This is a genomic window from Streptomyces sp. NPDC044061, from assembly GCF_056434305.1.
In genome coordinates, this window is the sequence record NZ_JBWKFL010000006.1 from 184,631 (window position 1) to 202,254 (window position 17,624).

Sequence of the window (17,624 nt, forward strand, 5' to 3'; positions counted from 1 at the left end):
AAGACCCTGGGGGGAGTGGAAACCCACAACGCCACCCCTCCCAGAGTGGGGTCTCCCCCCCTGGGGAGAACCCATTTGGGGGGAGGGGGGGGGGGGGGGCCCCCCCCCCCCCCCCCCCCCCCCCCCCCTCCGCGTGTGGGGCGTGCGCACGGACGGAGCACAAGTCGTCCACAGGGGAGGATTGCAATCCGCAGGTCACGGGTATGACCGGCTACGACCGACAAGGCAGTGCGGCCGTGGGAGGGACCTCGAGATGATCCTGGAAGTACTCGGATCCGCCGTACTCGGTCTGGTTCTCGCCTGGGCGGCGGCGCGCCGGTTCTCGGGCCGGCTGCCGGCCCGCCCCCTCGTGTACTCGACCGGTGTCGCCGGAGCCCTGTTCGGCGACTTCATCACGCACAGCGCGCTGGGCCCCGGCACGATCCTGCTGAGCCTCCTGGGCGCCGCGATCGTCTCGGCGGCATCGCTGTCGCTGCTCCTGCGCCCGGCGGGCCGCCTGCGCCGATCAGCGACGGCGGCGTAGGCCGCCGAGCGGCGCGGTCGCCGGGGGCGCGGGGAACCGCTCGACCAGCCGCGACGAAGCCCGCGGCCGCGAGACGGCCGAAACGCACCCCCGCGGAGCGCCACGGCTCTCAGGCCGCGAGGCCCAGCGCGGCCATCCGCTTGGTGTGCGCCTCGGTGATCCGCGAGAACATCTTGCCGACCTCCGCGAGATCGAAGCCGTCGGCCACGCCGCCCACGAGCATCGTGGACAGCGCGTCACGGTCGGCCACGACCCGCTGCGACTGCGACAGCGCCTCACCCATCAGCCGCCGCGCCCACAGTGCCAGCCGGCCGCCCACGCGGGGGTCGGCGTCGATCGCCGCACGCACCTTCTCCACCGCGAAACCGGCGTGCCCGGTGTCGTCGAGAACCGCGAGGACAAGCTCGCGCGTGTCGGAGTCGAGGCGGGCCGCGACCTCCCGGTAGAAGTCGCTCGCGATCGAGTCCCCGACGTACGCCTTGACCAGGCCCTCCAGCCAGTCCGAAGGCGCCGTCTGCTTGTGGAAGCCGTCCAGGGCCGCCACGAAGGGCTCCATCGCGGCGGTGGGCTCCTCGCCGATCTCGGTCAGCCGGTCCCGCAGCCGCTCGAAGTGGTGGAACTCGGCCGAGGCCATCTTCGCCAGCTCCGCCTTGTCCCCGAGCGTCGGCGCCAGCTTGGCGTCCTCGGCGAGCCGCTCGAACGCCGCGAGCTCCCCGTACGCGAGCGCGCCGAGCAGGTCCACGACCGCGGCGCGGTACTGCGGGTCCGCAGAGGCCTGCGCCCAGTCCTGGGCGGCGACGCCGGTGGGTTCGGCGGAGGCGGCGGACGCGTTCTCAGGCTTGTCAGAGCTAGTCATGAGGCGCACAATAGCCCGCTTGCCGTGCCTCTCAAGTCCCTGGTCATCCACTGTGGCCACGACTACGTGACGGAATCGGCCATCGCATGTGCGCGATTCCGGGGTATGGTGGTAATGCGCCTGCTGAGTGCGTCGACGGTATTCGACGTGCCCCGACAGGGCGCACGCATGAGGATGCCCGGTCGGTGGCCCGATCGGCTCCGACCCGACAGCCCTCCCTGGCCGTACGACTTCGTACGTACGACGACCGGAGGGACACCCTCAGCGGTACGAGCGCTAGAGCGTCGGCAGAGGTCCCCGTGTCTTACGGCTTGCCCGAGTGGTTCGTCCGTACGGCAGCCGACGTCCCCGGCACGGTCAGTCATGACCCCCGCGCTCGCCTCGCACCGCGCACACAGAAGAGGCATAACCCTGACTACGACGTTTCGAGACCTCGGGATCCTGCCCGAGACCGCCGAGGCCCTGGAGGCCGTCGGCATCATCAATCCCTTCCCCATCCAGGAGATGACGCTCCCCGTCGCCCTTTCCGGCACGGACGTCATCGGCCAGGCCAAGACCGGCACCGGCAAGACGCTGGGCTTCGGTCTGCCGCTCCTCGAGCGCGTCACCGTCCCCGCAGACGTCGAGGCCGGACGCGCCGCCCCCGAATCCCTCACCGACGCCCCGCAGGCGCTCGTCGTCGTGCCCACGCGCGAGCTGTGCACGCAGGTCACCAACGACCTGCTGACGGCCGGCAAGGTCCGCAACGTGCGCGTGACGGCGATCTACGGCGGCCGGGCCTACGAGCCCCAGGTCGAGGCCCTGAAGAAGGGCGTCGACGTGGTCGTCGGCACCCCGGGCCGGCTGCTGGACCTCGCGGGCCAGAAGAAGCTGAACCTCAAGCACGTCAAGTGCCTGGTCCTCGATGAGGCCGACGAGATGCTCGACCTGGGCTTCCTGCCCGACGTCGAGAAGATCATCGACATGCTGCCGGCCAAGCGCCAGACCATGCTGTTCTCGGCGACCATGCCGGGCGCGGTCATCGGCCTCGCGCGCCGCTACATGTCCCGGCCCACGCACATCCGCGCCACCGCGCCGGACGACGAGGGCGCGACGGTCGCGAACATCAAGCAGTTCGTGTACCGCGGTCACTCCATGGACAAGCCGGAGATGGTCGCCCGCATCCTGCAGGCCGAGGGCCGCGGACTGGCGATGATCTTCTGCCGCACCAAGCGCACGGCCGCCGACATCGCCGAGCAGCTCCAGCGCCGCGGCTTCGCCTCCGGCGCGGTCCACGGCGACCTCGGCCAGGGCGCCCGCGAGCAGGCGCTGCGCGCCTTCCGCAACGGCAAGGTCGACGTCCTCGTCTGCACCGACGTCGCCGCGCGCGGCATCGACGTCGAGGGCGTGACCCACGTCGTCAACTACCAGTCCCCCGAGGACGAGAAGACGTACCTGCACCGCATCGGCCGTACGGGCCGCGCGGGCGCCAAGGGTACGGCGATCACGTTCGTCGACTGGGACGACATCCCGCGCTGGCAGCTGATCAACAAGGCGCTGGAGCTGGACTTCAACGACCCGGTGGAGACGTACTCGACGTCCCCGCACCTGTTCTCCGACCTCGGCATCCCCGAGGGCACGAAGGGCGTCCTGCCGCGTGCGGAGCGCACCCGCGCCGGTCTCGACGCGGAGGAGCTCGAGGACCTGGGCGAGACCGGTGGCCGCGGTGCGCGCGGTCGCGGTGCCCGGGGTGGCCGGGACGGCCGGACCGAGTCGGCCCCGGCCGAGCGCGAGCGTCCGGCGCGCGCCCCGCGCAGTCGCCGCCGCACGCGCGGCGGCGCTCCGCTGGACGCCTCCGCCCCGAGCGCCACGGCGCCGTCCGCCGAGGCCGGCACCGCCGAGCAGCCCGCGGCGTCCCGCACCCCGCGCCGCCGTCGCCGTACGCGTGGCGGCGCCGCGGCGGGGGGCGTGACGGCCGCCGCCGCGACCGCCGAGGCAGTCGTCGACACGGTGGAGGGCACGGCCGCGCCGGAGACCCCGGAGAAGCCGCGCCGACGCCGTACCCGGAGGTCGGCGGAGGCACCGGAGGCTCGGGCGACCGAGACGCCGGTGACCGAGGCCGCGCCCGTGGCCGCCGCGCCGGAGGCCGCCGCCGAGGCGATGGTGGACACGGCCGAGGCCACCGAGGCCAAGCCCCGCCGCCGGACCCGGAAGACGGCCGAGACGGCCGCCGAGACGGCCCTCGCCACGGCCGAGAGCACGGACGAGGCCGCACCCGCGACCAAGCCGCGCCGGACGCGCAAGGCCGTTGCCGTCGCCGACCCGGCGGAAGGTGCGGAGGCCGAGGCCAAGCCGCGCCGGACCCGCAAGACCGCTGCCGCCGCCGAAGCCGCCGTCGACACGGCCGAGGGCACGGAGGCCAAGCCGCGCCGCACCCGCAAGGCCGCTGCCACCGCCCCCGAGACGGCTGTGACGGAGGCCGAGGCCAAGCCGCGCCGTACCCGCAAGGCCGCCGCGGCCGCCGAAGCCGCCGTCGACACGGCCGAGGGCACGGAGGCCAAGCCGCGCCGCACCCGCAAGGCCGCTGCCACCGCCCCCGAGACGGCTGTGACGGAGGCCGAGGCCAAGCCGCGCCGTACCCGCAAGGCCGCTGCCGCCGCCGACACGGCGGAAGGTGTCGAGGCCAAGCCGAGGCGGACCCGGAAGACCGCTGCCGCCGCCCCCGAGACGGCGGAAACGGAGGCCGAGGCCAAGCCGCGTCGCACGCGCAAGACCGCTGCCGCCGCCGCTGTGGACGAGGCCGCCGAGGCGCCCGCGCCCAAGGCACGGCGGACCCGTAAGGCCGTCGCCGAGGCAGCCGTTCCGGAGATTCCGGCACAGGCCACCGAGGAGCCGGAGGTCAAGCCGCGTCGCCGTACCCGCAAGGCGACGGCGGCCGTTGAGGCCACCGAAGGCTGATCCGACGCCCGCGTCGGCGATGGCCCGGTCCACTCCTGTGGACCGGGCCATCGGCGTTTCCGGTGCCCGCCCGCCCCTCCGCCGGACCTCGCCGCGCCCGTCGCCGGCCTGCCCCTCACCCCCTCGCCCCCTCGCCTCCTCGCTCCGTTCTCGTGCCCGATAGCCTCTCCCCATGAGCAGGCCTGCCACCTTCGTCCCGCCTCCCGGCGCCCGCGCGTACTCCCTGCGGACCGCGCGCGGTGAGTTCGCCGTCGTCGACGCGCCCGTGGCCGACGGGGTCGAGCCCAGAGGCGTCGCGCTGCTGCTGCCGGGGTTCACCGGGAGCAAGGAGGACTTCAATCCGCTGCATGTGCCGCTGGCCGAGCGCGGGTACCGGACCGTGGCCGTGGACGGGCGCGGGCAGTACGAGTCGGACGGGCCCGAGGAGGACCAGTCCGCCTACGCACAGGAGGAGTTGGCACGGGACGTGCTGGCGCAGGCGGAGGCGATCGGGACGCCCGTGCATCTGCTGGGCCACTCCCTCGGCGGCCAGATCTCGCGTGCGGCCGTGCTGATCGACCACTCCCCGTTCCTGTCGCTCACCCTGATGGCGTCGGGTCCGGCGCAGATCTCGGCCTCCCAGCGGCAGCGCGTGAAGCTGCTGCGGGACGCGCTCGCCGTGATGACGATGGCGCAGGTGTGGGACGCGATGCAGGCGATGGAGGCGCCCGAGGAGACCGACACGGGCAGGCTGGACGGCGGCCTGGACGACCGGGACGATCTGCGGCGCCGCTGGCTGGGCAACAAGCCCGCCCAACTCCTGGCCACCGGACGCCAGTTGTGCGTCGAGCCGGACCGCGTCGGCGAACTGGCCGCCGTACCGCTGCCGTTCCATGTGCTGTCGGGCGCGCTGGACGACACCTGGCCGCTGGCGCTGCTCGACGAGATGGCGGCGCGGCTGAGGGCGCGGCGGACGGTCGTCGAGGGCGCCGAGCACTCGCCCAACACCGACCGTCCGCTGGCCACGGCCCGCGCGATCGCCGACTTCTGGCAGGCGCACCCGAGCGGGAGCTAGAACCTCACTTTCGGATCCTGCCGGGGTCGCGGGGTCCGGTACAAGGCGCCGTCACTCCGAGCCGACCCGATCCGAAAGAAAGGCCCTAGTACTGCGTCTGCAGGTGCTCCCAGAAGCCGTCCCTGAGGGCGCGGCGCAGGTCCGCCTGGCCGCGCAGGGAGTACTGGAGCAGGCCCTCGGCCTCGACCAGCAGGTCCTGGTCGACGGATCCGGGCAGGTAGGGGTGGCCGGGCAGCAGGTCGACCAGTGCCTCGCGGCCGCGTGCGGCCAGCCACTTGGCGGCGATCTGGGCGCCGACGAAGCGGACGTCCTCACGGGTGGGCCGGGTGCCGGCGGTGGCCTCGTAGGCGGCGGCCGTGCGGCGGGAGACGTAGGGCTTGAAGAACTCCAGGTCGAAGGTGCGCTGGCTGTCCACCTCCCACAGCAGCGGCTCCGCCTGGTTGCGGCCCTCGGGCGCCTCGATGCCCCACAGGTGGACACGGGCGCCGTAGCCCTGGGCCGCCTCCACCGCCGACACGAGGTCCTCGTCGCCGCCGAGCAGGGCCGCGTCGCTGATCGCGCGGTGGCGGGCGAGGGACTCCAGGTCGGAGCGGATGAGTGAATCGACGCCCTTTTGCTGGTTGTTGGCGTTGAGGTTGCCCAGGCGGACCTTGACGTCGGGCAGTTCGGCGATGGACTGCTGCTCGGCGGTGTGGATGCGGCGCCGGGCGCCGTCGTACCAGTAGACGCGCAGCAGCCGGCTGTCCGCGAAGATGGTGCGGGCCTTGTCGATGAGCGCGTCGATCAGGCCCTCGGCGTCGAGGTCGAAGGCCCGCCGGTCCTCGGTCCCGGCGACCAGCCGGCCCGCGGCCGCGTAGAGGTAGCCCGCGTCTACGAAGATCGCGTGGGTCGAGGGCGTCTTCGCCACCTCGGCGAGCATGCGCTGCAGCAGCTCGTTCGTGTGGTCGATGCGGGCGGCGAGGGCCGCCAGGTCGTCGTTCATCGCTTCCATTGTCCCGGCGGTCACGCTGCGAACACAACCGATCCCGGGCGGTCCCACGGACGCCGCTTACCACTCAGTAATTAGACGTTCGAAAAATTTCTTTAGCGTAGGGAATGTTTGTAACACGCATACCGTTGACTCCTACGACAACACGTCACACCAGTAGTTCTCCGCAGGAGGATGACCAGACGAAGGGAGAAGCCCATGCGCTTCGAGATCATGCGACTCGACGAGGTCGACGGCACCACCGTGGACACCACCGTCGTGGACGCCGCCTCCGTCAACCGGATCGTTCAGCAGGCCGCCGCCGTAGGACAGCGCCTGTGGATCCGCCCGGCCGAGACCACGGCCTCGTAACAGGGACCGCCACTCAAGCTTTCCGGGGGAGCCGAGCCACCGTCTCAGCTCCCCCGGATCACCTGAGTGACACCGTTGATGATCTGCTGCACCGCGATCGCGGAGAGCATCATGCCCGCGAGCCGCGTCACGAGGACCACGCCGCCGTCCTTGATGACCCGGATGATCAGCAGCGAGTAACGCATCACCAGCCACAGCACGACGTGGATCGCGAGGATCGCGGACCACACCGAGACCTGCGTGGCCACACTGCCGGCCTTCTGCACGGCGAGGATCACGGACACGATGGCACCGGGCCCCGCCAGCAGCGGCATGCCCAGCGGCACGAGGGCGACGTTGACGTCCTTGGTCTGCTTCGGCTCGTCGGTCTTGCCGGTGAGCAGGTCGAGCGCGATCAGCAGGAGCAGCAGACCGCCCGCGATCATCAGCGCGGGGACGGAGACGTGCAGATAGTTCAGGATCTGGTGGCCCAGGACGCCGAAGACGGCGATGACCCCGCCCGCCACACAGACGGCCTGGAAGGCCATCCGCTTCTGCACCTTGGCGGGGCGCCCCGCGGTCAGCGCGAGGAAGATCGGGGTGATCCCTGGGGGATCCATGATGACGAAGAGGGTCAGGAACAGGGAGCCGAAGACGGCGAAGTCGAACATGGTTGTGCAACAGGCCTTGCGGGAGAGGAGTGAAAAGGGCGTGACGCGGTGAGGCGGCCGAGACCGGCCGGCCTCAGGCTCCGCCGGTGCCCGGCACCGGGAACGCCCCGGTCGCCCGCCGGGTGATCTCCCCGTACACCTCGGGGTCCGTCGTGTACTCGCCCAGCGACACGGTCTTGCGGCTGCCGTGGTAGTCCGAGGACCCCGTGACCAGCAGCCCCAGCTCCCTCGCGAGATCCCGCAGACGGGCCCGGGAGTCGGCGTCGTGGTCCATGTGGTCGACCTCGATGCCGTCCAGGCCGGCCGCGGCCAGCTCGGCGATCGCGGACTCCGGCACCGTACGACCGCGCTTCGCGGCGGCCGGGTGCGCGAAGACGGCCACGCCGCCCGCGCCCTTGATCAGCCGGATCGCCTCGAAGGGGTCGGTCTCGTGCTTCTCCACGAAGGCCCGGCCGCCGTCGGCCAGCCACTCCTCGGTGAACGCGTCGCTCACCGAGGGCACCACTCCCAGTTCGACGAGCGCGGTGGCGACGTGCGGGCGCCCCACGGAGCCGCCGGCGGCGATCCGCTCGACCTGCTCCCAGGTGACCGGCACGCCCAGCGCGTTCAGCTTGGCGACCATGCCCTGGGCCCGCGGCACCCGGTCGTCCCGGACCAGCTCGCGCTCGGCGAGCAGGGCGGGATCCTCGGGGTCGAAGAGGTAGGCCAGCATGTGCATGGAGATGCCGTCGACCCGGCAGGACAGTTCGGCGCCGGTGACCAGGGTGAGTCCCTCGGGCAGCGCGGCGATCGCCTCGGCGTGGCCGCGGGTGGTGTCGTGGTCGGTCAGCGCGACGACGTCCAGACCTGCCGCGCCGGCATTGCGCACCAGCTCGGCCGGGGTGTCCGTACCGTCGGAGGCCGTGGAGTGACAGTGCAGATCGATGCGCACAGCGACTCCAGGCGGGGCGGGACGGAAGGGGACACCTAAGGATAGCCGCAGAAACGGCATGCCCTGTCACACCCGCACCCGGGCAGCGCCCCCTACAACGAACCCCTCAGGGCTGCAGCAGCCGCGGCGACAGCGCCCCGCAGGGCACCAGGTCTATCTCGGCGCCCGCGTCCCGCAGGTCCGTCAGCACCAGCTCGTCGTACATGATCAGGCCGGACTGCTCGGGCCACACCACCGCCCACAGCCACAGGCCGAGGGCCTCGCCGGCGAAGACGGCGCGGTCGTCGGGGGCGCCGGAGACGTGCCAGAGCGGGGTCGGGCGGCCGGCGGCCAGGACTTTGGCCTGGGGCGGCTTCTCGACGTTCATGTACGGACCCGGGTCGGGGGCGTCGATGCCCGCGTACCGTGCGCCGAGACCGACGCCGAGTTCCTCGGCGACCAGGATCAGCTCGCTCACGCCGCCGAGCGGTCCGGGGCCGGAGCAGGCGACGGCGCTGGCACGGCCGCCACTGCGGTCGTCCCCCGCGTAGGCCACACCCGTGAACAGCCACCCGATCGGCAGCGGCCACGGCATCCACACCGGCACCTGCGTGCGGTGCACCACGACCGTGAGCGCCTCGACGCTGGGCGGGATCACGGGCTGCAGCGGATACACCGCCCCGTGCTCGTCGCACTGCCAGGAATCGGCGAAGAGGCCGGGAGCCCGGACCCGGCCACCACACTTCGGGCAACTGGGTTCGCCCCTCATAGGGCTCCACGGTCCTACCCCGGCACGCGCACGTCAAGGACGATCACCCGTCCGGACGGAACCCGCGCGCCACCCCACCGGGCGAAACTAGATGCATCTTGCATTAATTAGCTCTGCTAACTTACTATGTGCATATACCAACTACCTGGACGGGACGGGAGCACGCACATGGACACCTTCGACGCGGGAGCCGCCGGCATCCTGCGACAGCCCAAGGCGGTCTGGGCCACGGCCGGCGCCTCCGTCGTCGCCTTCATGGGCATCGGCCTCGTCGACCCGATCCTGCCGTCCATCGCGCAGGGCCTCCGGGCCACCCCCAGCCAGGTGTCCCTGCTCTTCACCTCGTACTTCCTGATCACCGCGGTGGCGATGCTGCTGACCGGCTTCGTCTCCAGCCGCATCGGCGGCCGCAGGACGCTGCTGCTCGGCCTCGCGTTCGTGGTCGTCTTCGCGGGCCTCGCGGGCACCTCGGACACGGTCGGCCGGCTCGTCGCGTTCCGGGCGGGGTGGGGTCTCGGCAACGCCCTGTTCGTCTCGACCGCCCTCGCGGTCATCGTGGGCGCGGCGGCCGGCGGCAGCGCTGCGGCGATCCTTCTCTACGAGTCCGCGCTCGGGCTCGGCATGGCCTGCGGCCCGCTGCTCGGCGCCGTCCTCGGCAACATCAGCTGGCGCTACCCCTTCTTCGGCACCGCGACGCTGATGGCGATCGGCTTCCTGTGCATCACGGCGTTCCTGAAGGAGCAGCCGAAGCCCGCCCGGAAGACGTCGGTGCTGGACCCGATCAGGGCGCTCGGCCACGGCGGCCTGGCCTCGGCGGCGGCCTCGGCGTTCTTCTACAACTACACGTTCTTCACCGTGCTGGCCTTCACGCCGTTCGTGCTGAACATGACCCCCTACCGCTCGGGCGCGGTGTTCTTCGCCTGGGGCGTGCTGCTCGCCGTGTTCTCGGTGCTCGTGGCCCCGCGGCTGCAGAAGCGGTTCGGCTCGCTGAAGGTGCTCGGCGGCTCGCTGGTGCTGCTCGCGGTCGACGTGCTCGTGCTCGGCTACGGCAACCACACCGCGGCCGTCGTCTGCACGATCCTGTCGGGCGCCTTCATCGGCGTGAACAACACCGTCTACACCGAGCTGGCCCTCGGCGTGTCGGACGCGCCGCGCCCGGTGGCGAGCGCGGGCTACAACTTCGTCCGCTGGTTCGCGGCCGCCGCGGCCCCGTACTTCGCGCCCAAGATCGAGGAGTGGACCGACATCCACGTCCCGTTCGTGGTCGCGGCGGTCACCGCGGTGCTGGGCGCGGTCGTGGTCGCCGTACGGCGCCGGGCCCTCACTGCCGAGGCAGCGGAGCCGGCGCACGCCGCCGAGGACGGTGTCACGGTCTTCGCCAACTGAGCGTTGCGGAGCGGGCCTTGGTGAGCTTGCTCACTCCGTGTCAGTCCAGCGGGACGGACCTGCGGGCGGGATCCCTCAGGTCCGTCCCGTTCGCGAGCCAGCGCTCCTGGAGGGCCTGGGCGCCGTGCACCCGCTTCCAGGCGGCCTCGTTCGGGGTCATCGGCAGCAGCGGCAGGAACCGTACGGGGTCCATCGGATCGTCCAGCTCCAGATCCTCGACGAGACCGCCGGGTTCGCCGACCAGGGCCGAGGTGAAGGGGGCGCCGGGCCACAGCGGCTCGCCCACGTCCAGGGAGGCGCCGGGAGTCACCACCAGCCCCTCCACCTGCGGCGTCGCGGCGAGGACGGCGAGCGGCCTGAGCACCTTGTCGGTGTCGGCGACGCCCGCGCGGACGGACAGGACCAGCTCCGCGCGGGGGCCCTTGACGGGATCGGCGAGCATCGCGGTGGGGTCCGCCATGGGGTGCGCGGACATGCCGAGGGTGGCGTAACGGACCACGTCCCCCTCCTGGAAACGGAGCACCTCGATGCGGTCCGTGCCGAGGAAGGTGACCGCGGCGCGCGCGTCCGGTTCGCCCAGCGCGGTGTTCAACCGTGCCTCGACCAGAGGAAGAACATCAACCATGCGGTGAGCATAGAACTCGTCAGCAGCGGGCAAAGCGACGCCTTGACACTATGGGCTACTGCTACGCTGAGCCGGTGGTTCGGGGCAGCACGCAGAAGCGTCGCTATCGAGTCCCGACGCCGATGAGACTCCCTTACGAGGGACCGGCCGGAGGAGGTGGGGCTGTCATGGATCGAAGTCGACCGTGCAGTACCACTCGCTCTTCCGGCTGCTGATGTAGTTACCGGCTGGCCGCCGCCTTCCCTTGCGCGTCGTCGTTCGGAAGAGCACTTCGTTTCGCTTTGCCTGATCTGTCTGACCTGAATCAGTTCTGCATCAGTAGCGAAGTCGCCACCGCGACGGTGCGGTGCTCCCCGCTTTGTGGACGTGCCAAACATCCGAAGCCAGGACGTCCCCATTCCGGGTAGTTCCACCCGTCGCCGCGCGCTCTCGCTGCACGCCTGCGAAGGAGCCTGCCCATGTCGATGATCCGCGACCTGCGCGCCGTGGTCCGCCCGTCGTCCCGTGTCTCGCTGCGCAAGGAGACGAGCACGTCGTACGACACCACGCGCGACCCCGCGACGCCCTCGGCCGTCGTCGACTGCGCCGTCTACCGCGACGGTGCCCGGGTGCAGAGCCCGGGGGTGCTGACCCCGCAGGAGGCGATGCGGCAGGTGCGCCGCGACGGCGGGTTCGTGTGGATCGGCCTGCACGAACCGACCGAGTCGGAATTCGCCGGTATCGCGAGCGAGTTCGGGCTGCACCCGCTGGCCGTGGAGGACGCGGTCCAGGCCCACCAGCGGCCCAAGCTGGAGCGGTACGACGACTCGCTCTTCACCGTCTTCAAGACCATCCACTACGTCGAGCACGACCGGCTCACCGCCAACAGCGAGGTGGTCGAGACCGGCGAGGTCATGTGCTTCACCGGCCGGGACTTCTTCATCACCGTCCGGCACGGCGGGCAGGGCTCGCTCAGGGCGCTGCGGCACCGGCTGCAGGACGACCCCGAACTGCTCGGGAAGGGCCCCTCGGCCGTCCTGCACGCCATCGCGGACCACGTCGTGGACGGCTACATCGCGGTCGCCGACGCGGTGCAGGACGACATCGACGAGGTGGAGACCGAGGTCTTCTCGCCGGGCCGCAGGGGCGGCGTCTCGCGCGGTGTGGACTCCGCGCGGATCTACCAACTCAAGCGCGAGGTGCTGGAGTTCAAGCGGGCGGTGGCGCCGCTGCTGCGGCCGATGCAGCTGCTGAGCGAGCGGCCGATGCGGCTGATCGACCCGGACATCCAGAAGTACTTCCGGGACGTGGCCGACCACCTCGCCCGCGTCCAGGAGCAGGTGCTCGGCTTCGACGAACTGCTGAACTCCATCCTCCAGGCCAACCTCGCGCAGGCGTCCGTCGCGCAGAACGAGGACATGCGCAAGATCACCGCCTGGGCGGCCATCATCGCCGTGCCGACGATGGTGTGCGGGGTGTACGGCATGAACTTCAAGTACATGCCCGAACTGCACTGGAAGTACGGCTACCCGGTGATCATGGGCATCACGGTCGTCCTGTGTCTCGGCATCCACCGCACCCTGAAGCGCAACGGCTGGCTGTGAGCGGGCCTGGATAGGCTGGGCGCATGACAAGCGAGCTGCTCGACCAGGCCCTTATCGAGGAGGCCTCCAAGAAGTCCGGCCTCATCTGGGTCAGGGGTGCCGGGGCCCCGGCGGCGCGTGCGCTGTGGCACGTGTGGCACGAGGGCGCGGTGTGCCTGGTCGGCGACGGGCCCGGGGAGCAGCCGCTGCCCGGGCTGACCGACGGCGGCTCCGCCGAGGTGACCGTCCGCAGCAAGGACAAGGGGGGCCGGCTGGTGACCTGGCCGGCGACCGTGTCCGAGCTGGCCTCCGGCTCACCGGAGTGGGAGGCGACGGTGGCCGAGCTGAAGGGGAAGCGGCTGAACGCCCCCGACGGCGAGGAGATGCCCGGGCGCTGGGCCCGTGAGTGCAGGGTGCTCCGCCTGGTGCCGGCGGGGCCCTCCGCGGCGTTGCCCTCCGAGAACCTGGCGGACACTCCGCTGCCGACACCGGCGACGACCCGGATGCCGATCCCGGCCGGGCTGCCGAAGCTGCTGGCGAAGCGGAAACGGAAGTAGCGGCGCGGCTGCCTACGAGGTCGGCAGCTGCCTTCCGTAGTCCACCGTCTCGCCCTTCGCGGGCTCGGTCACGGTGAAGTCCTTGCCCCAGTCCGAGAAGCCGAGCGTGCCCGCGCCGCCGCCCCGCACCAGGAGCAGCGGATACGGCTTGCCCTGCAGCGAGACGTCGAGGGTGCCGCCGGAGCCGTCGTCGCCGGTGATGCGGATCGTGCGGGTACCCGCCTGCTCGTGGTGGCCGTCCGTGGCCAGCTTGCCGTGCAGCGTCAGCAGACCGTCGAGGAGGACGTCCTTGTCCGTGAAGCCGCTGAACTTCTTGTACGCGGGATCGCCCTGCGGCACCTTGACGTACTTGCCGTCGAGCTTGCCGGACGCACCGTCACTGCCGTCCGCGTGGTTCCAGAAGTCCGCGTCGGCCTTCAGGTACAGCTGCTTCCCGACCCGCAGCAGGCCGAACGTCGCCCCGTGGGACGTGACCGAGCCGGTGCCGCCGTCGGACTTCAGCCGCATGTCCAGCTTGTACGTACGGCCACTGGTGACGACGGTCCCGGACAGCCGCACCGTGGGCGCCGCCTGCGCCGCGGACCGGGTCTTCGCCTGGATCTCGGCGGCCGGCAGCTTGCCGACCCCGTTGGTCCCCGCGTCCGGATCCTCGCCACCGCACCCCGACAGCACCATCGCTCCCGTGACGGCCAGCGCGCATGTCGCGGTGGCCAGCACGGCCCGGCGGGTACGGCCCTGGGGAGTCGCAGTCACAGGTGGGGCTGCCTTTCTGACGGGTCCTGAGCGGCGTACGGCAGCGTACCGGGGCCCCGCCCGCCCCGCGGAGCCAGTCCGTCCGGACCGCCCACCAGGGCGTATCCGATCGGTACGGGCTAGCCTGAAGCGCACGCGAGCGGGCAGAGAACAGCAATTCCCACGCAAAGCGAGCAAAGGAAGCACAGCCATGGCAGCCGGCGCCCCCCGGATCTTCGTCTCGCACATCGCCGGGGTCCCCGTCTTCGATCCGACCGGCGACCAGGTGGGTCGCGTACGCGATCTGGTCGTCATGCTGCGCGTCGGGCGGCGGCCCCCGCGCGTCCTCGGGCTGGTCGTCGAACTGTCCACCCGGCGCCGCATCTTCCTGCCCATGACCCGGGTGACCGGCATCGAGTCCGGGCAGGTCATCACCACCGGTGTGCTCAACGTGCGCCGCTTCGAGCAGCGGCCCACCGAGCGGCTGGTCTTCGGGGAGCTGCTGGACCGGCGGGTGAAGCTGGTGGAGACCGGCGAGGAGGTCACCGTCCTCGACGTGTCCGTGCAGCAGTTGCCGGCCCGCCGGGACTGGGAGGTCGACCGGGTCTTCGTCCGCAAGGGCAGGAAGGGCGGCGCCTTCCGGCGGGCCAAGGGCGAGACGCTGACCGTCGAGTGGTCCGCCGTCACCGGGTTCTCCCTCGAGGAACACGGCCAGGGCGCCGAGAACCTGCTCGCCACCTTCGAGCAGCTGCGCCCCGCCGACCTCGCCAACGTCCTGCACCACCTGTCCGCCAAGCGGCGCGCCGAGGTCGCCGCCGCCCTGGACGACGACCGCCTCGCCGACGTCCTCGAGGAGCTGCCGGAGGACGACCAGATCGAGATCCTCGGCAAGCTGGCCGAGGAGCGCGCGGCGGACGTCCTGGAGGCCATGGACCCGGACGACGCGGCCGACCTGCTCGCCGAGCTGCCGGAGACGGACAAGGAGCGGCTGCTGAGCCTGATGCAGCCCGCCGACGCGGCCGACATGCGGCGCCTGATGTCGTACGAGGAGCACACCGCGGGCGGTCTGATGACCACCGAGCCGATCGTGCTGCGCCCGGACGCCACCGTCGCCGACGCGCTCGCCCGGGTCCGCAACCCGGACCTCTCCCCCGCGCTCGCCGCCCAGGTGTACGTCTGCCGTCCGCCCGACGAGACCCCGACCGGCAAGTACCTGGGCACCGTCCACTTCCAGCGCCTGCTGCGCGACCCCCCGTACACCCTGGTCAGCTCGCTGGTCGATGACGATCTGCAGGCCCTGGACCCGGACGCCGCGCTGCCGGTCGTCGCCGGGTTCTTCGCCACGTACGACATGGTCGCCGCGCCGGTCGTGGACGAGTCCGGGTCGCTGCTCGGCGCGGTCACCGTGGACGACGTGCTCGACCACATGCTGCCCGACGACTGGCGGGAGACGGAGTTCCACCTCGACGAGGAGGACGAGGGGGCGAGTGCCCATGGCTCCTGAGCGTGAGAGCACCCGTGAGCGCGGCCCGGCCGGCGCCACGGCCGCCCCCCGGCCCCGTACGCCCCGCCTGGACCAGCCGCGCCCGCCCCGGCGCCGGATCCTGCCCGAGTGGGACCCGGAGGCCTTCGGCCGGCTGTCGGAGAAGATCGCGCGCTTCCTGGGCACCGGACGGTTCATCGTCTGGATGACGGTCGTCATCATCCTGTGGGTGGTCTGGAACATCGCCGCGCCGGCGAGTCTGCGCTTCGACAACTACCCGTTCATCTTCCTGACCCTGATGCTGTCGCTCCAGGCCTCCTACGCGGCTCCGCTGATCCTGCTCGCGCAGAACAGGCAGGACGACCGGGACCGGGTCAACCTCGAGCAGGACCGCAAGCAGAACGAGCGGTCCATCGCCGACACCGAGTACCTGACCCGGGAGGTCGCGGCGCTGCGCACGGGCCTGGGCGAGGTGGCCACCCGCGACTGGATCCGCTCCGAGCTGCAGGACCTGGTCAAGGAGCTGGAGGAGCGAAGGCGTCACGACGGGCATGTCGTATTCCCGGCAGAGCGGACGGAACGGTCGCCGGGACGTGACGCAGACGACCGCTGAGGGGCTACCCGGAGGCCCCTCGGAGCGCCGTACCATCGTCCTTATGGCTACGGAAGACGCGGTGCGCGAGGCGCTGGCGACGGTGAACGACCCCGAGATCAACCGACCCATCACCGAACTGGGGATGGTCAAATCGGTGGAGATCGGGGCGGACGGTGCGGTCGCGGTGACCGTGTACCTGACCGTCTCCGGCTGCCCCATGCGCGACACGATCACCCAGCGGGTGACCGAGGCGGTCTCCCGGGTCGAGGGCGTCACCCGGGTCGACGTCACGCTGGACGTGATGAGCGACGAGCAGCGCAAGGAGCTGGCGGCGGCCCTGCGCGGCGGCCAGACCGAGCGCGAGGTCCCGTTCGCCAAGCCGGGCAACCTCACCCGGGTCTACGCGGTCGCCTCCGGCAAGGGCGGTGTCGGCAAGTCCTCGGTGACGGTGAACCTGGCGGCGGCGATGGCGGCCGACGGCCTGAAGGTCGGTGTCGTGGACGCCGACATCTACGGCCACTCGGTGCCGCGCATGCTGGGCGCGGACGGCCGTCCGACCCAGGTCGAGAACATGATCATGCCGCCGTCCGCGAACGGTGTGAAGGTCATCTCGATCGGCATGTTCACCCCGGGCAACGCGCCCGTCGTCTGGCGCGGGCCGATGCTGCACCGCGCGCTGCAGCAGTTCCTCGCGGACGTCTACTGGGGCGACCTCGACGTCCTCCTCCTGGACCTCCCGCCCGGCACCGGTGACATCGCGATCTCCGTCGCCCAGCTCGTCCCGAACGCCGAGATCCTGGTCGTGACGACGCCTCAGCAGGCCGCCGCCGAGGTGGCCGAGCGGGCCGGCTCCATCGCCGTCCAGACCCACCAGAAGATCGTCGGCGTGGTCGAGAACATGTCCGGCCTGCCCTGCCCGCACTGCGGCGAGATGGTCGACGTCTTCGGCACCGGCGGCGGCCAGCTGGTCGCCGACGGCCTCACCCGCACCACGGGCACGACGGTCCCGGTCCTCGGCAACATCCCCATCGACGTCCGCCTCCGCGAGGGCGGCGACGAGGGCAAGCCGGTGGTCCTGACGGACCCGGACTCCCCGGCGGGTTCGGCCCTGCTCGCCATCGCGGGCAAACTGGGCGGCCGCCAGCGGGGGCTGTCGGGTCTTTCGCTGGGGATCACCCCGAAGAACAAGTTCTGAGATCACCCGCCCGCGATCTACGGCTCCGCCTCGGTCAACTTCCTGACCTGCGGCGGAGCCGTTGACGTTTGTCGTCGTTTGCCATCGTTGGTCGTCGCTGGTCGTCGCTGGTCGTCGTTGGTCATGGCCGAGCGCCGTCGGACGGCCCAGAGACGGCCCGAACGGTGGCGCCCGTGGTGGGCCCCTCGATGCGAACCATGGGCGTGGTGGCCGCTGAGGTCGCCTGGGCGTGTGGCGCACCCGGCTCGGGGTGAAGACGGCCGGCGCCGGTCGGTGAAGTTGCTGTGCTTCGCTGCTGTACTGCGACGGTCCAGGGGCGCCGGCCAAGCAGTCCAGGGGCGGACCTCGGGCCCCGACCCGGTCGGTAGCCGTAGAACTGATGGCACATCTGGTACGTGCGCGGCTCACCGGTCAGGGGGTCAGGGAACGTTGGTGACGGACTCGCAACGCA

At 71.5% G+C, this 17,624-nt stretch carries 17 protein-coding genes; 10 read left to right on the forward strand and 7 right to left on the reverse strand.

All coding sequences use genetic code 11. The features are described 5' to 3' along the window. The first annotated feature begins 253 nt into the window (after positions 1-253). Positions 254-523, forward strand: a complete 270-nt coding sequence (locus AC07CM_RS12255; RefSeq protein ID WP_478876283.1) for a hypothetical protein — start codon at positions 254-256, stop codon at positions 521-523. A 109-nt stretch (positions 524-632) separates the two neighbouring features. On the opposite strand, the gene AC07CM_RS12260 is transcribed toward AC07CM_RS12255, so the two are convergent. Beyond that, complete coding sequence (locus tag AC07CM_RS12260; protein WP_478876284.1) at positions 633-1,379, reverse strand: ferritin-like fold-containing protein; 747 nt, start codon at positions 1,377-1,379, stop codon at positions 633-635. Positions 1,380-1,742: 363 nt separating this feature from the next. Between AC07CM_RS12260 and AC07CM_RS12265 the strand changes: the two genes are divergently transcribed. Both AC07CM_RS12265 and AC07CM_RS12270 read left to right on the forward strand, forming a co-directional pair. Further along, positions 1,743-4,316, forward strand: a complete 2,574-nt coding sequence (locus AC07CM_RS12265) for a DEAD/DEAH box helicase (RefSeq protein ID WP_478876285.1) — start codon at positions 1,743-1,745, stop codon at positions 4,314-4,316. A gap of 172 nt (positions 4,317-4,488) precedes the next feature. Continuing rightward, positions 4,489-5,370, forward strand: a complete 882-nt coding sequence (locus tag AC07CM_RS12270) for an alpha/beta fold hydrolase (protein WP_478876286.1) — start codon at positions 4,489-4,491, stop codon at positions 5,368-5,370. An 85-nt stretch (positions 5,371-5,455) separates the two neighbouring features. Here AC07CM_RS12270 and AC07CM_RS12275 read toward each other — a convergent pair whose 3' ends face one another. Continuing rightward, on the reverse strand, positions 5,456-6,352 hold the full coding sequence (locus tag AC07CM_RS12275) for an NYN domain-containing protein (RefSeq protein ID WP_478876287.1): 897 nt from the start codon (positions 6,350-6,352) through the stop codon (positions 5,456-5,458). 204 nt (positions 6,353-6,556) lie between these two features. Between AC07CM_RS12275 and AC07CM_RS12280 the strand changes: the two genes are divergently transcribed. Then, positions 6,557-6,709, forward strand: coding sequence for a hypothetical protein (locus tag AC07CM_RS12280; protein WP_478876288.1), 153 nt, complete (start codon positions 6,557-6,559; stop codon positions 6,707-6,709). 44 nt (positions 6,710-6,753) lie between these two features. Here AC07CM_RS12280 and AC07CM_RS12285 read toward each other — a convergent pair whose 3' ends face one another. The 3 genes from AC07CM_RS12285 to AC07CM_RS12295 form a co-directional block, all read right to left on the reverse strand. Further along, complete coding sequence (locus tag AC07CM_RS12285; protein ID WP_478876289.1) at positions 6,754-7,359, reverse strand: MarC family protein; 606 nt, start codon at positions 7,357-7,359, stop codon at positions 6,754-6,756. Positions 7,360-7,432: 73 nt separating this feature from the next. Further along, complete coding sequence (locus AC07CM_RS12290) at positions 7,433-8,290, reverse strand: PHP domain-containing protein (protein WP_478876290.1); 858 nt, start codon at positions 8,288-8,290, stop codon at positions 7,433-7,435. A gap of 106 nt (positions 8,291-8,396) precedes the next feature. Further along, entirely contained in the window at positions 8,397-9,038 is a 642-nt protein-coding gene (locus AC07CM_RS12295) for a DUF6758 family protein (RefSeq protein ID WP_478876291.1), read from the reverse strand. A gap of 168 nt (positions 9,039-9,206) precedes the next feature. Between AC07CM_RS12295 and AC07CM_RS12300 the strand changes: the two genes are divergently transcribed. Then, complete coding sequence (locus AC07CM_RS12300; RefSeq protein ID WP_478876292.1) at positions 9,207-10,424, forward strand: MFS transporter; 1,218 nt, start codon at positions 9,207-9,209, stop codon at positions 10,422-10,424. A gap of 40 nt (positions 10,425-10,464) precedes the next feature. Here the strand turns inward: AC07CM_RS12300 and AC07CM_RS12305 are convergent, their stop codons facing one another. Further along, the gene (locus tag AC07CM_RS12305; protein ID WP_478876293.1) at positions 10,465-11,049 is read right to left on the reverse strand and encodes a suppressor of fused domain protein; all 585 of its coding nucleotides are present in this window, start codon (positions 11,047-11,049) and stop codon (positions 10,465-10,467) included. Between the two features lie 458 nt (positions 11,050-11,507). Here AC07CM_RS12305 and AC07CM_RS12310 point away from each other — a divergent pair, with 458 nt between their 5' ends. Together AC07CM_RS12310 and AC07CM_RS12315 are read left to right on the forward strand one after the other, a co-directional pair. Next, positions 11,508-12,632 carry a magnesium and cobalt transport protein CorA gene (locus AC07CM_RS12310; protein WP_478876294.1) on the forward strand — a complete coding sequence of 375 codons (1,125 nt, stop codon included), beginning with the start codon at positions 11,508-11,510 and terminating at the stop codon, positions 12,630-12,632. 23 nt (positions 12,633-12,655) lie between these two features. Beyond that, complete coding sequence (locus AC07CM_RS12315) at positions 12,656-13,168, forward strand: hypothetical protein (protein ID WP_478876295.1); 513 nt, start codon at positions 12,656-12,658, stop codon at positions 13,166-13,168. A 12-nt stretch (positions 13,169-13,180) separates the two neighbouring features. Here AC07CM_RS12315 and AC07CM_RS12320 read toward each other — a convergent pair whose 3' ends face one another. Beyond that, the gene (locus tag AC07CM_RS12320; protein WP_478876296.1) at positions 13,181-13,921 is read right to left on the reverse strand and encodes a hypothetical protein; all 741 of its coding nucleotides are present in this window, start codon (positions 13,919-13,921) and stop codon (positions 13,181-13,183) included. Between the two features lie 190 nt (positions 13,922-14,111). Here AC07CM_RS12320 and AC07CM_RS12325 point away from each other — a divergent pair, with 190 nt between their 5' ends. Genes AC07CM_RS12325 through AC07CM_RS12335 form a run of 3 tightly spaced genes read left to right on the forward strand, consistent with a single transcriptional unit; the run spans position 14,112 to position 17,173 of the window. Then, positions 14,112-15,404, forward strand: a complete 1,293-nt coding sequence (locus tag AC07CM_RS12325) for a magnesium transporter MgtE N-terminal domain-containing protein (RefSeq protein ID WP_478876297.1) — start codon at positions 14,112-14,114, stop codon at positions 15,402-15,404. After that, positions 15,394-15,996 carry a DUF1003 domain-containing protein gene (locus tag AC07CM_RS12330; protein ID WP_478876298.1) on the forward strand — a complete coding sequence of 201 codons (603 nt, stop codon included), beginning with the start codon at positions 15,394-15,396 and terminating at the stop codon, positions 15,994-15,996. The genes AC07CM_RS12325 and AC07CM_RS12330 overlap by 11 nt, the downstream gene beginning before the upstream one ends. A 43-nt stretch (positions 15,997-16,039) precedes the next feature. Then, entirely contained in the window at positions 16,040-17,173 is a 1,134-nt protein-coding gene (locus tag AC07CM_RS12335; RefSeq protein WP_478876299.1) for an Mrp/NBP35 family ATP-binding protein, read from the forward strand. Positions 17,174-17,624: the final 451 nt, after the last annotated feature.

Excerpts from the sequence above, each read along its gene's own strand:
- AC07CM_RS12285 (WP_478876289.1), bottom strand. The coding sequence starts at position 7,359 with ATGTTCGACTTCGCCGTCTTCGGCTCCCTGTTCCTGACCCTCTTCGTC.
- AC07CM_RS12330 (WP_478876298.1), top strand. The coding sequence starts at position 15,394 with ATGGCTCCTGAGCGTGAGAGCACCCGTGAGCGCGGCCCGGCCGGCGCC.
- AC07CM_RS12305 (WP_478876293.1), bottom strand. The coding sequence starts at position 11,049 with ATGGTTGATGTTCTTCCTCTGGTCGAGGCACGGTTGAACACCGCGCTG.
- AC07CM_RS12275 (WP_478876287.1), bottom strand. The coding sequence starts at position 6,352 with ATGAACGACGACCTGGCGGCCCTCGCCGCCCGCATCGACCACACGAAC.
- AC07CM_RS12335 (WP_478876299.1), top strand. The coding sequence starts at position 16,040 with ATGGCTACGGAAGACGCGGTGCGCGAGGCGCTGGCGACGGTGAACGAC.
- AC07CM_RS12280 (WP_478876288.1), top strand. The coding sequence starts at position 6,557 with ATGCGCTTCGAGATCATGCGACTCGACGAGGTCGACGGCACCACCGTG.
- AC07CM_RS12265 (WP_478876285.1), top strand. The coding sequence starts at position 1,743 with ATGACCCCCGCGCTCGCCTCGCACCGCGCACACAGAAGAGGCATAACC.
- AC07CM_RS12270 (WP_478876286.1), top strand. The coding sequence starts at position 4,489 with ATGAGCAGGCCTGCCACCTTCGTCCCGCCTCCCGGCGCCCGCGCGTAC.
- AC07CM_RS12310 (WP_478876294.1), top strand. The coding sequence starts at position 11,508 with ATGTCGATGATCCGCGACCTGCGCGCCGTGGTCCGCCCGTCGTCCCGT.
- AC07CM_RS12255 (WP_478876283.1), top strand. The coding sequence starts at position 254 with ATGATCCTGGAAGTACTCGGATCCGCCGTACTCGGTCTGGTTCTCGCC.
- AC07CM_RS12300 (WP_478876292.1), top strand. The coding sequence starts at position 9,207 with ATGGACACCTTCGACGCGGGAGCCGCCGGCATCCTGCGACAGCCCAAG.
- AC07CM_RS12260 (WP_478876284.1), bottom strand. The coding sequence starts at position 1,379 with ATGACTAGCTCTGACAAGCCTGAGAACGCGTCCGCCGCCTCCGCCGAA.
- AC07CM_RS12315 (WP_478876295.1), top strand. The coding sequence starts at position 12,656 with ATGACAAGCGAGCTGCTCGACCAGGCCCTTATCGAGGAGGCCTCCAAG.
- AC07CM_RS12295 (WP_478876291.1), bottom strand. The coding sequence starts at position 9,038 with ATGAGGGGCGAACCCAGTTGCCCGAAGTGTGGTGGCCGGGTCCGGGCT.
- AC07CM_RS12325 (WP_478876297.1), top strand. The coding sequence starts at position 14,112 with ATGGCAGCCGGCGCCCCCCGGATCTTCGTCTCGCACATCGCCGGGGTC.